At 38.4% G+C, this 13445-nt stretch carries 12 protein-coding genes and 1 riboswitch; of the genes, 1 reads left to right on the top strand and 11 read right to left on the bottom strand.

The window, feature by feature from the left end; all coding sequences use genetic code 11:
- Positions 1–156: 156 nt before the first annotated feature.
- Positions 157–945 carry a T9SS type A sorting domain-containing protein gene (locus CRS_RS17515; protein WP_142725303.1) on the top strand — a complete coding sequence of 263 codons (789 nt, stop codon included), beginning with the start codon at positions 157–159 and terminating at the stop codon, positions 943–945.
- Positions 946–1104: 159 nt separating this feature from the next.
- Here the strand turns inward: CRS_RS17515 and CRS_RS17510 are convergent, their stop codons facing one another.
- From CRS_RS17510 to CRS_RS17460, 11 genes are all read right to left on the bottom strand, one after another.
- Positions 1105–3363 carry a DUF5074 domain-containing protein gene (locus CRS_RS17510; RefSeq protein ID WP_142725302.1) on the bottom strand — a complete coding sequence of 753 codons (2259 nt, stop codon included), beginning with the start codon at positions 3361–3363 and terminating at the stop codon, positions 1105–1107.
- 32 nt (positions 3364–3395) lie between these two features.
- Positions 3396–4589 carry a cell surface protein gene (locus tag CRS_RS17505; protein WP_142725301.1) on the bottom strand — a complete coding sequence of 398 codons (1194 nt, stop codon included), beginning with the start codon at positions 4587–4589 and terminating at the stop codon, positions 3396–3398.
- A 14-nt stretch (positions 4590–4603) separates the two neighbouring features.
- Positions 4604–5737, bottom strand: coding sequence for a YncE family protein (locus CRS_RS17500; protein WP_142725300.1), 1134 nt, complete (start codon positions 5735–5737; stop codon positions 4604–4606).
- Complete coding sequence (locus CRS_RS17495; RefSeq protein WP_142725299.1) at positions 5734–7767, bottom strand: TonB-dependent siderophore receptor; 2034 nt, start codon at positions 7765–7767, stop codon at positions 5734–5736. The genes CRS_RS17500 and CRS_RS17495 overlap by 4 nt, the downstream gene beginning before the upstream one ends.
- 108 nt (positions 7768–7875) lie before the next feature.
- Positions 7876–8062: riboswitch (cobalamin riboswitch) on the bottom strand.
- Between the two features lie 91 nt (positions 8063–8153).
- A complete protein-coding gene (locus tag CRS_RS17490) occupies positions 8154–9101 on the bottom strand; it encodes a transporter (protein ID WP_142725298.1) in 948 nt (315 codons plus the stop codon).
- Between the two features lie 12 nt (positions 9102–9113).
- Positions 9114–10163, bottom strand: coding sequence for a cytochrome-c peroxidase (locus tag CRS_RS17485; protein ID WP_142725297.1), 1050 nt, complete (start codon positions 10161–10163; stop codon positions 9114–9116).
- Complete coding sequence (locus CRS_RS17480; protein ID WP_142725296.1) at positions 10156–10986, bottom strand: MbnP family protein; 831 nt, start codon at positions 10984–10986, stop codon at positions 10156–10158. Before CRS_RS17480 ends, CRS_RS17485 begins: the two co-directional genes overlap by 8 nt.
- Before the next feature lie 202 nt (positions 10987–11188).
- Positions 11189–11557: a hypothetical protein gene (locus tag CRS_RS17475; protein WP_228451288.1), complete on the bottom strand. Its 369-nt coding sequence runs from the start codon at positions 11555–11557 to the stop codon at positions 11189–11191.
- Positions 11558–11561: 4 nt separating this feature from the next.
- Complete coding sequence (locus CRS_RS17470; protein ID WP_142725295.1) at positions 11562–12236, bottom strand: superoxide dismutase; 675 nt, start codon at positions 12234–12236, stop codon at positions 11562–11564.
- Between the two features lie 179 nt (positions 12237–12415).
- A complete protein-coding gene (locus CRS_RS17465) occupies positions 12416–13093 on the bottom strand; it encodes an SCO family protein (RefSeq protein ID WP_172617102.1) in 678 nt (225 codons plus the stop codon).
- Positions 13080–13355, bottom strand: a complete 276-nt coding sequence (locus tag CRS_RS17460; RefSeq protein ID WP_142725294.1) for a YHS domain-containing protein — start codon at positions 13353–13355, stop codon at positions 13080–13082. Before CRS_RS17460 ends, CRS_RS17465 begins: the two co-directional genes overlap by 14 nt.
- Positions 13356–13445: the final 90 nt, after the last annotated feature.

The following is a 13445-nucleotide window of genomic DNA, read 5'->3' as shown; positions in this document are numbered from 1 at the left end:
TAGAAATATTTTTAAAAAAAATTTAAATAAAACAAATCCATAATTACTAATATCAACAAATTATTAACAAATCACATAAATATGAAATAAAATAAACAACATAATCATTTTATTTATAAATTTACAAAAAAGCTAAAACCCAAAATTTTTCTACATATGAAAACTTATTTATTACTTGGCCGCCGCACTGTGAAAGCTGCAATGCTGGCATCATTCCTATTTTTAACAAGTGCAGTATCTTATGCACAGATTGTAAAAACCTATGCAAGCAGTCAGACCAATCAGGTACTTGGAGTATGTCTTGGTTGTGGTGTGTTGAATCCACAGAATGCTGTAGGGAGCAATGAGAATGACTACTCTACTTTACAAGTTTCAGTAGGGCTTCTGGCGAGAACAGAGCAGACATTGATCTTCCCTACTACCAATATCGCAAACAATACCAACAAGCTTGTTCTTGCCATTGGTTCAAACGGAACTCCTCTGTCTGCTCAGGTATTGGGCGGTGTTTCTATTGAAACATTTAATGGAGATGTTTCCAACAACGATTACACAAGTCTTGCCACAAAACTGATCAACATTGGAGCCGGCGACCCAAGCAAAGGAGAAATTGAACTGACAATGAATATTCCTTTTGACCGTATTAAGATTAATGTTAACTCAGGGTTATTGAATATTGGTGGTGAGCTTAGAGTATACTACGCTTATCAGTACAAAGATCCATTCATCAATTTCATGGCTCACAGTCAAAACGGACAGTTTACTCTTGACAAAAATGTTTCAGCAGAAGGTTCAGAGGTAACACTCACCAATACTTCAGGAAAAGAAGTATTCCGTTCCAAGCTGACCTCAAATACATTTGAATCCAAACAGCCACAAGGAGTATACATCTTGAACATTACCACAAAAGAAGGAAAAACATATTCTAAAAAGGTGATCATCAAGTAAAACAAGATGCATTATAAATCAGACCCGGCAAGCCTAAAGGCTTGCCGGGTTTTATATACCAAACTGTTATCATATCTGCAGTATTTTCCAAGTCCAATAAAAAACCCTGGCCAATTACGGCCAGGGTCAGACTAACAAGATTAACTATCTGCGATAGTATTAGTTTTTAATCAGTTTTTGCTGATATACTGCTTTATCTGTCACAGCTTTCAAAATATAAATCCCTTTCGGAAGCGTACTTACATTAATTTGTCCATTATTCAACTGTGTGTTGATTACTCTTCCTGAAGTATCGTAAATAGAAACATTCTGGATTTTCTCCTGTGTTTTAAGAGTAAGGATATCAGTAACCGGATTCGGATAAATACTGAATTCAAGCTTCTTCACCTCAGCAGTAGCTAAAGTTGATGTTGTACTGGTTACCGCAAGCGTTTTCTCCACTAACTTACCGTTTGAGTTAAAGCGGATCACAATATCAGAAGTTCCTGAAGCAAGCGGCGTCAAAACAAGCTCATCATTATTATTAATAACAGCAGAGACAACCGTAGGACTGCTGTTTGATTTTATAGATTTTACAACGGATACTGTCATGTTGTCTGCATCAGAAATTACTGATTTCAGATCGATCGAAGTTGTATTTCCTACTGTAACCTGTGAAGGTAAAATATTACTTACAGCAGGAACTGAATTATTGGTAAACACCGTCAGTGCAGGAAACCAATAGTAGTCATTCAATGTTTTGGTATTGATAAGAGCCCCGGTCATATCATAGGTATGAATCCAGTTTTTCTGATAATGTGCTCCGTAGCCGCTTTCTGTTGTATTGAGAACCAATTCTCCGGTAATTGGGTTGACACGAAGAGCTGCACCGTAAGGAATTTGTTTAAACTGTCCTGTCTGACCGGGAATTGCAGCAAAATTTTCGTTAAATGTCTTGGTGGTAACATCAAATCTCACAATCTGTGTTCCTGAACTCCAGCTGCTGATGGAATTGATCCAATATAATGCATTTTCTTTGTTGCTTGCTGTAAATCTGCCGGCGTTCCATGCTCCCCAGTCACCAATATATTTAGTAGTAGGGATATTATAAACCTGTGTCGCAAAAGTGACAGGGTTGATGCTGATCAGTTTCTGATCCTGAACTCCCCATACACTTCCGTCTTTAGCCTGAACCACTGAATAAAACCCACCTGCAATAGTACTCACTATCGTATCTGTATTCGGATCAATGACTAAAATTCCTGCACCTTGTTTCACTGCAAAAACATATTGTGAAGTACGGATCATATTTCCAATCTGTCCGTTACCTCCGGTTCCGGTAATCAGAGAACCTACCTGCAAATTGTCGATATTAAACAGAACAATCCCTGTAGAAGTTCCTATATACCCTTTATGTTCGTTTACCCCTACAAATGATCTTCCGTCACCTCCTCCGATGTTATTAAAACCGGCAAGTTTCTGCATAGTTTGTGCATTGGCAACAACCAGCCTTCCTCCCGGAGTATATTGAGTATCTCCACCGTCAGCAGCCTGCTTTGACACAAAGTAAAATTTATCCCCGTAGATCGTTCCATATTGTGTAGTCGCACCGAAAGCCTGATTATTATTTACATTACTGTACACACGATAATTGATCTGACCGTTATTATCAATAAAATTTACAGAACCATTGGTATGACCAAACCATTCTTCGTTCACCATGAAATAGCCATTGGCAAAGTTATTAGAGGCTACATACGGAGAAACCGGAGTCATGGTAGAGGAAATTGGAGTATCATTAAATCCTACATTAAAATTCCAGACATCCCATGAACCATTTACCAAAGTCCGTGAAGAGGCTCCAACACTGGAATATCCGAAATCCGCATCCGTCGGGTTCTTTACCCAATAAGCCCAGTATCCGTTAACCGTCCATCCGGACTGCCAGTGATCATTAGCTGCGTCTACAATAGTATAGCTGTCAAAATCGTAAGCTGTCGTATTGACAAAACCATTCACCGGATATAATGGATACGTGGTATTTCCACTTTTGATCAGAGCATTGGTACCCTGGCCGTTAAGATCAAAACCTATCCCTCCGACTGCAGATCCAAACTGCGTTCCCTGATATAGCAGTGTATACAGTCTGTGGTCTGCTTTAGCAATAGCTTTCAGCATATCCTCCCCTGTAGCATTTCCATCCCACTTATACCCCCAGACCATGGTATCAGGATTTTTACTGTCATTCCACTGTACTACAAAAGCAGCCTGGTTGGTTCCTGATCCTACCCAATACTGAATATCAGAAAAACTGATCGTGGTGGTATTAAGTTTACTGGTCCCTGAAATGTCATTTCGGGGTACACCCTGAACTTTTATCTGTGCATTCGATACGCATGCGAACAGAAAAAGCATCATAAAAAGATAAAACTTTTTCATTTTTATTAATTTAAATAGATTGTATTATTGACTTATTTGAAGTGTAAATCGTAGGCTCCTGCCACTTCTGTAGAAACCTCTCCCAGCCAGCCGGCTTCCTGATTGACCCCTGTATATATTTTCATAAAATCAACTCCCGGAAGTTTTACGTATTTTCCGCTTCTGTCTACTGCCCATGAAATATCAATATTGGAAGCATCATCATTATTCGGCGCATTATCTGCATATCCAAACTCATATGATCTTCCTACCCAATAGGATCCGTCTCCGCTCTGATCAAAGAAATTATTAGCAAGCCTGGTTCCTGAAAAACTGTAAGAAGATTCTGTAAACCATAAAGGATAATAGCTTTGTACGTGAAACGTATTTTTCGTTTTAAATCCCTGGTTTCCCAGATTGTCATTCCATTTGATATATTGTATATCTGTCTGCCAGAATTCCGTTCCGGGTATGGGTATTTTATTCTCATCAGGCTTATAGTAAGTGATGCTGTAGTCTTTTACTGTTGTATTTTTAAAGTATTCACTGCCTGCAATTTCGTACCATTCATCGTTATCCGGTTTTCCATTTTTATTCCTGTCGTAGGCTACCATAATAATTCCCGGCTCACAAGATCCTGAGCGAGGTTCACTGGCATCATTCCCAAAAAAAGCATTGCCAAGCACCTTAAAATCTCTTCCATTCAAATTGGGAATCGTATGATCAAAACCGAAAACTACATATCCGCCATATCCGCCCAGGCTGATCATGGTAGAATTACCTCCTACCAAAGATTCATTTGCTTTCTGAAGCATATTTGCTGCTGTATTTCCGGGTAAGTATTCCGGGATCTCATTCATAAACTGTCCTACAGCAGGACGAAATTCCAATACTTTGGCAATATATTTACTATATGGTATTTTTTCTTTGGTAACGATTATTTTAGAATGATAAACCTGCTCATTTCCTTTACTGTTAATCTTTAAAGTCAAAGGATAAGCATCTGCCTTCGGACTGATAAATTCGAGTTCTGAGTTTTGAGAAATAATAGAATCATTGATACTCCATGTAACCGATCCTGATGCGTGGGTCGGAATACTCAACACTTTAAAACGCTCTATGGAATAAGAATCATCAAGACCGTTAAATGTAAATTCGTCTTCATCATCGTGCTTACAGGCTACTACTCCTGTAAGGAAACATGATAAAAATCCGATTTTTAAATAAGTAAAGCTATTTCTGTTCATTTCTTAACATTTGGTTATTTATATAAAAAAGCAAAGTGGGCAGGGATATTTCCACCTTCCGTTTTCCATTTAAAATGTCCGTTTTTATCAAAACAGTACACAAATCCCATCGAAACATAATTTCTTGCGTCTGTCATATAGATATCTTCTGTGATAGGGTTTACTGCAATTCCGTAAGGCGTTTTAATGGCATCTTCATACTCTTTGTCAAAAATTCTGTTGGCGATTATTTCTTCTGTTTTCACGTCAATGATTCCGAATGATTTTTTATAGCTGTGGGTATTGTAATTGAATTCATTGCCATAGAAATAGAGTTTATCATTAACAATTGTCATTTCACTGACTGAGAGATGAAAGTTTTTCTTGACAGTTCCTGTTGCTGCATCCACTATATAAAGATTGGAAGGAACATTATAATAATCTCCTCTGGAGCTTACATACAGATCGCCATAATTGTCTTTTTTAATGTGATGAAGGTTAATGGCAACATTTATTTTTTTGAGTTCTGTAAAAGTGTTCAGATCGATTACGGAAACCGTATTGTCATAATCGGGAGCTTTGTATCCTCCGGAATTGGCTACAAATAATGTATTCCCTACAATTTCCAGTTCTTCGGGCTGGTATCCTACCACCACTTCGCGCTGGATGGAAAGAGAAGTAGTATCAATTTCCACCACTTTTCCTTTCGGTGCTTTCGGGTTAATCGCTACAGGGCCGGCATAGCTGCTGGCATAAGCTTTTCCATTTTTGAAGGCAAGATATCTGCAGTTCTGCAAGGGAATAGACGTAATACGTTTAGCCGTTTTGGCATCCAGAACTTCAATTTTGTTGGAAACATTCACAACAATATAGAGTTTGCTTCCGTAGATTTTAATATCGTTTCCTACATCTCCAAGCTCTTTTACCACATTGGGATTGATTTCTGCGTAGATATTTCTGTAATAGGTTCCTTTGGTATAATCAAAAAAATCCAGGGTACATTTATTACTTCCCATATTCCCTTCATTGAGCATATAAAACCCCTTTATTGCAGTATTTTCTGAAGGAAGTCCTTCTACCACTTCCTGGCGGACGATGATATCATCTGTACGGCATGAGGTAAGAAAAGCTAATACCAGAAATAAAAAGTAAAAGTTTATTTTTCTCATAAAGTGAAGTTTAGAATAAGTTTAAAGTTTCTTCCGGGCATAGGGTAATTGATAACAACATCATAGTATTGATTGAAAATATTATTCATCTCAAGGCTTACTTTAAATTGATGATTCGCCCAGTTGAATTTTTTCTGAACTGACAGATCGTGAGTATACCAGGGCTGCACATAATTGTACTGAATATTGTCCTGATTCACATCATATCTTTCTCCTACGTACATCGCACTGTAATTGAAGCTCCAGTCTTTGTAATCTGCCATAAGGCTGAAAGATCCGCTGTGCCATGGTGTATAAGGAATCTGATTGCGATAAAAGGTATCTTCCGGATCACTCATATCTCTTGCGCTTTGGTAAGTGTAGGAAAGTAAAGGTCTAAAGGTTACTTTTCCCAGCTGAAGTTCGGTCTGTACATTGACATCAGCTCCTATGATTTCCACCATTCCAAGGTTCATCATCAGCCATCGGAACATGCTTCCGTTAGGAGCGGCTACAATTTTATCCTGTACTTTGTTGTAGTAGCCGTCTGCTTTAGCATAAAAGGTTTTAAAGAAACGGTTGTTATAATTCTTCTGATAGGTAAATCCGAGGTCATACTGGTTGGTAAACTCCGGTTTCAGGTAAGTGTTTCCGATATTGGTATAATACAGATCATTAAAGGTTGGAAGCCTGAAAATTCTTTTATAGAATGCCCTTAGGGTAAGCTCAGGAATTTTTTCAGGCTGATAGCTCATAAAAACGGCAGGTGTCCACTCTCTGGCATCTCCCGGTCTTTTGTTTTTTCTTACTTCTTCAAACGTAAAAGTTCCTAAAAGACTTCCCAGGATTTTGAGCCTGTTCCACTGATACGTTGTCGCCAATGCTACCAATGTGGTGTAACGTGTAGGATAAGAGAAGTTATCCAGATTAGCATCGAGATTATTATACTGGAAATCTCCACTCAGACTGACATCCCAATTGGGTGTAATTGAATAGATATTCGATGAGGAAAGGTAAAGTTCTCTTTGGATATAGGTATTATCGGTATGAATAATAGACTGCGAACGAACTGTATCCATAAAATGGGTATAATCGTAAGCGAATTTTGCTTTCAGCTGTGTTTCAAATTTCGGGAACAGTTTTTTTCTCAGGTTGGCTTGCACAAAATAATTTTCATCGTAAAGTCTTGCCCCTCTTCCTCCAAAACGACCATTGACAATAGGAGCCGGCATCCCACGGTCCGAAATATAACCATATCCCCTGATATTCCAGCTTCCGTTATTTAAAGCTCCGTTGAAAGAGGTTTCAAAGCGTTTTGCTTTAATATCTGAATCCTGTCTCTTTGCAATAGTATCATACGCCTGCTGGCCGTCAGGATATTTCTTTGCATACCTAAATCTGTAAATCCCGTCACTCTGCATAAATTCTCCGCTGAAACTGGCAGAAATCCTGTCTGAAATTTTCTGCTCCAACCGGAATGACGGATTAAAGAGATCAATGGAAGCACTTTTTGTCCTTATCACGAGATTGGTCTTTCTCGTTCCTTTAAATACAGGAGTTTTTGGCTGTAAATAGATGGATCCTGAGGATCCGAAATCTTTTGCTGGCTGAAAAATTTCACTTTTCTGTCCATTATATAATGATATTTCTTCCAGATCATCCAATGAATATCTTCCAAGATCCACCAGTCCGTTTTGCGCATTCCCCAATTGAATTCCATCATAGAAAACTCCCACATGCTGGCTTCCCATACTTCGGATATTAATGGTTTTCAAACCTCCTATCCCACCATAATCCTTGATCTGAACTCCTGAAAAATACCGGAGTGCATCAGCTACAGAATGACTGTTCAGTCTCTCAAGCACTTCCCCCTGCATGGTTTGTGCCGGAATGATTTCTTTAAAATTCTTTTTATAAAGATTGATTCCTTTAATGGTCTCTTCCTGAAGACTGTCTTTTTTCCTGGCTTGAGAAGACAAAAGTTGAGATGTGATCACCAATATTGTGAAAACAGCTTTATGAATTGCAGAAGTAGTTAATTTTGCCGCCATTAGCTCATTTAGTATCATGAAGACGCTAATGGATATAAGAATACAACGACAAAGCACAGCTGTCACTGCACAGAATCATTGATGTCCTAAGCTTTATTCCACGAAAGCGTCAAACGATTATTGTCTGGCAGGTCTTCTGACTTACTCCATTTTTGAAATCCTTCCCATTAAAAAAACAGTGGATATATTTTTCAAAAACTTTGGTGTGGAGCTTACAGCAGCGGGTCTGTTCCGGATTTTCACCGGATTCCCTTTTAAGAGCTTTTTACGGCTCACCAAATTCCGGCAAAGATAAATAATTATTCCTAATACCCAACTAAAATCATGATTGATAAACAATTAAAGCTCCCGGAGGAGCTTTAACATGATTTTATTGAGGGTACACTTTAAATTCCAATATTCAGGAAAATACTGAATCTTGATTTTGCTTCAATATCTCCTCCTGCAAGATGGGTGTACATGGGAAGCATCATTTCACTTCCCAGACTCAGCTTTTTATAAGAAGCTTCAAATCCTAATTTCCCATACAAAGCACTTCCCGCAGTATTGGGCAATGCTTCGTCAAACTGTTTGTTCTGAGCATACACTTCTCCCTGAACTCCTGTTTTTACAGAAAAAATAGATTTTTCATTTCCTGCGACCTGATAAAAGCCCGTTGCAGCGTAGTTCCACTGATTTCCAAATCGGTAGTTTTTCTTATTCTCTGTTTTGACGGTATAATCCGTATTGACCAATACTGCCACTTTATTTTTCTGAAATTTATAATTCAAAGCGGCCTGATAATCCCAGCTTCCTGTTCCCAGCTGAAAACTTGGGTTAACTCCGGATGCTCCTTTTTCATCAAACTTTCCCAGAGGAATTTTCACGCCCAAGCCTCCGCTCAGATGATGGAAATTATCTTTAGAACTCATCAGCTGATAAATTCCCATCAGGTTCAGGTCTCCTATCCCATTTATTTTGATATCTCCCTGCATCGTTTTCTTCTCATGAAAATGGAAGGGCAGGCTTGCATAAACACTCAGTTTTTTCGTCACCGGAATCTTTCCCCAAAGCTGCAGGGTATTGAAATACTGATCCTGCGTAAGATCTTTTACAAATAAGTTTTCTTTGGCTTTGTAATGCTGGGCAAAGTATTTGATTCCAACAAACTGTGGATTCAGCAGAGATTCAAAGCCGGAAGATCCGTTTCCTGCCGCACAGCCACAGGCATCACAATCATCATCAAAATTGAATCTGCCAAAGGTTTCCGGGGCAATGTATGCACTGTCTCTAATGGTCTTCGCCTGATACTGACTCAACAGGATCAAACTTATGATTACTATAATCTTCTTCATGTTTTCTATAAATTATTCTGCAAATTTTGGATTGGATATAAAACTTTTATCCGATAGTGTTTTCAGGAATGCAATGATCGATTGTTTTTCCTGACCGTTCATCGCAATTCCTGTATGACCGTTCTGCTTCAGCTGCAGATCAAGATTCGGATTATCTTCCACCTGGTCCGAATAGAAATTAAGTACTGCCTCCAAGGTGTAAAATCTTCCGTCATGCATATAAGGTGCTGTATATTCTACATTTCTTAAGCTAGGAACCCGAAATTTCATCCAGTCTCCCTGGTTAAGAGTAACTCTGTAGCGTCCGGCATCTTTAAATTCCGTATTGTAATACATTCCTGTATTTCTGAAACTTTCATCAGTAAACAGTTCTCCACTATGACAGGAAGCACATTTCTGTCCAAACAAAGCCATTCCCTGAGATTCTGCCGAAGTCAGCTGCTCTTTTCCCTGTCTGAATCTGTCATATTTTGAATCTGCTGAGATCAGGGAAGCCATAAACTGTGACAATGCCTTTAGGATTCTTTCTCCGGTAATCGTTTCATCACCATAAGCTTCCCTGAACAGTTTTTTATACTTCTGGTCATCTTTTATTTTTGAAATAGCCTCCGGTATGGAACTGTCCATTTCATTGACATCTGTAATCGGGCTGATTGGCTGTTCATTCAGGTTGTGAATCACCCCGTCCCACATATATCTTTTCAAAAAAGCCATATTCTGAATGGGTGGCGCATTCCTTATTCCGATTCTGTCGTCCACACCATGGCTTACGGTATGGCCGTGATGGGTAAAGGCATTTTCCTGTATATGACAGAAACCGCATGAAATGGTATTATTTCTGGAAAGCCTGCCTTCATAGAATAATTTTCGTCCCAGTTCCACTCCGTTTTTTGTCACGGGATTCATTGATTGATCGAAAGTCATTTCCGGAAAATAAGACGGAAACCGGAGGTTATAGGCTTCATCCTTCTCAAGTGGCTGAATAACCTCATCAGAGCATGAAACGAAACTTAATACCAATACAAGCAGAACGAGTATCGTTTTGATAAAAAAATTAATCATTGTGAACATGGTCTACTTTAAACATCTTTGTAAGGTTATTGGTAACATCTGCCAGATGCTGGCTGGACCCCATCAGCATATCATTGGATGTGGTAAGAGTAAGTGCTTTTTCTCCGCTCAGAAACTGGTTCAGGTCTGCCAGAATATGAACAGAAGGACGGATTTGTCCTGTTACCCTGGCCGTTGTTGGAAGACTCAATGTGATTTCCCGATAAAGATCTGGTGTATTGTTGGCTGCAGTATTACCCATATTTCCAGTGTGGTTCATGAATTCCTGAGACGGAGCATCTGCGCCATATTTCCCTTCCAGCTTTACAAAAACATAGCCGGCAGCCCATGACCATGACATTCCTTTCTGCTTGGCCTTAGTCCAGAATTCAGCCTGTCCGTCCTGCCCTAATAAGTAGGCTTTCTGGCTGATTCCCAATCCGAATCTTATTTTTTTATAATTATTTTTCGGAACCCCATCCAGGTTAAGATAGATAATTCCTGCTACCGCATCTGCCTGATCAACGATAAAAGCACCTTTATCAGGGTTATTTTCATTGTATTTAAACTCGTTCCCGTTCTCGTCTATCAGTGCGATATTACTGATGACGTATTTCAAAGCAGAGAAATTATGTTTCTGACCATTAGAAGAAGTCTGAACCGTCTGATTCAGAACAATATCTCCAACATTATTGAACCCGTTTTCAAATTTGATCTGAAGCTTTCCGGGGGTGGTATCCTGTGGATTATCATCGTCTCTGCTGCTTTCGCAGGCTACAAAAGAGAATACAGTAAAGGCAATAAAGAATAGTGATAAAAATTGAGAAATTTTCATTGTTGATTTTTTAAGTTGAATTATAATTTTTGAATGCAAAAACATTCTTTTTTTACCACAAAAGACACAAAAGTTTTTCCACTTAAGTTTATTAAGTGATAAGCTTTATGTACAATAAGAACACTTAAGCTTTTAAAAATCTTTGATTCTTAATTGATGTAAGCTTTTGTGACTTTTGTGGTTGAATATTGATAGTTTTAACTTAAAAAAGCGGCGGTTTGAAAATGTGGGTAAGAAACAGAAAAGAATAAGCTGTTTCGTAGGTAAAACTGAAATTGAGAAACATCCTTTTTTCAGCAGTAATGATCTCTGTAATTTCGGGCAGAATATAAGTATCGAGAATTTTCTGTCCTGAGTTTTTGAGTTTCTGAAAGGGTGAAGATTCCGGATCACTGGTCTTGGCGAGTTCTTTACTCAGGTAACATTTTCCGTTACAGTGAATCTCCGGCCTGTCTTTATTGATACAGAGAACTTTTACAATATAATCATAATTTACAGCATACTCCATCAATGGCACCAAAGGTCTCAGTACCATATAAAAAGTAAAAAGTATGCTGTAAAATAATTTCATCAGATTATTTCTTGCTTAAAGCTTCGTCATATCTTCTGCTGATCTCCTTCCAGTTGGTAACATTCCAGATAGCACTAAGATAATCTGCTCTTTTATTCTGATATTTTAAATAATAAGCATGTTCCCAGACATCAATTCCGAAAATAGGAGTTCCCTTCTCTTCCACAACATCCATTAAAGGATTGTCCTGATTAGGAGTTGAAGAAACGAACAATTTTCCGTTTTTATCTACAGAAAGCCACGCCCATCCTGATCCGAAGCGGTCTGCTCCTGCCTTAGACATCTTTTCTTTAAAAGCATCCATACTTCCGAAAGTTTCAGTAATGGCTTTTGCCAACTTTGCTGAAGGCTGTGTATTTTTCTGAGGCGTAAGAACCGTCCAGAACAATTCGTGGTTGTAATGACCTCCTGCATTATTTCTCACGGCTGCCGGCAGTTTTGAAACATTGGAAAGAATCTGAAACAGGGTTTCTTTTTCCTGTGGAGTTCCTGCAATCGCTTTATTCAGGTTAGCTACATAGGCTGCAGCATGTTTTGAATAATGAATTTCCATGGTCTGGGCATCAATATTCCCTTCCAAAGCATTGTAGGCATATGGCAGAGGTGTCTGCTTAAACTGAGCCAGTGCAAACTGGGCTGCGAAAACTGCACTTAAAGCAGCTATTTTCATAATCTTCATAACGTTTTTGTTTATGGTTGAACAATGTTTTTTATTAAGATGGGAGATGGAGGCTGGAAGTAATGAATGTGGTAACATAACTCCTTCAACTTCTATTTACCTTTACAGCCTTCTCAAAATCGCCAGAGATGCATCGTCTGGAATAACTTCCGGCTTCAAATATCCAGCTTTCCTCTTCTCTATTTCAATAATTTCTTAATATCCTCGATCAGAATTTCTCTGTCAGGATGGTATTTCCCTGTCAGCATAGGTGTTTTACCTTCCGGATCTCCGTAATTCAATCCTGAATAATAAAGAATAGGCATATTTTCTTTGTTGTATCTGCATCGGATATTTCCATCCTGATCTACCAGGGCAATCATTCCGCTATGATTCAGACTTTCCCCTTCATCTTCTTTGTCTCCTACGTAGATATTAAATTTATCAGCAAGATCTCCTATGTATGTACGGTCTCCTGTCAGAAAATGCCAATTGGGAGATTTTGCACCTATTCTTTGAGCATGTTCTTTCAATGCTGATGGAGTATCGTTTTCCGGATCAATGCTGATGGAGATAATACCGAAGTCCGGATCATTAATCTGGTTCTGGATTGCCTTCATATTGGTATTCATCACGGGACATATCGTAGGACATTTGCTGAAGAAAAACTCAACGAGATATACTTTTCCCAGCATATCTTTATTGGTGATTTTTTTATTGTTCTGATCCGTCAGTTCAAAATCGGGAACTTTCATTACGGTATAAAGATTTTTTTTAAAATATCCCATTCCTACGCCGATTCCCAGAAAAAGCAATGCAAATACCGCAATTGGTATGATTACTTTACTTTTATTATTAGTCTTCTTATTTTTGGGCATATTTCTCAGGGCTTTTTTTAAATTCATCTTTGCAGTACACACTGCAAAAACCATACGTTTTATTTTTATATACCATGGTATCTTTAATAGATCCGGAAGTTTTCATGTGGCAGACAGGGTCTTCTTCATTCACTACCTGTACATTTTCTATTTTCTTTCCGGAAGAGTCCATATGGCTTGCATGCTTTACCTGAGGTGTTTCTTTAGCACACGCCAGTAATGATATTGACAGCACAGCAGTCAAAATAATAAGAGATTTCATTTTAATGTTAAATTGAAATTAATAATGTTAAATGATGTTATGATACAATACAGAAGTCTAAAAAAGCACAGTATTTTCTTTTGAAAACAG

Source organism: Chryseobacterium sp. ON_d1 (assembly GCF_006829085.1).
Classification (GTDB): domain Bacteria; phylum Bacteroidota; class Bacteroidia; order Flavobacteriales; family Weeksellaceae; genus Chryseobacterium.
The sequence above is the reverse complement of the archived record's forward strand: the minus strand, read 5'-3'. Positions and strand labels throughout refer to the sequence as shown.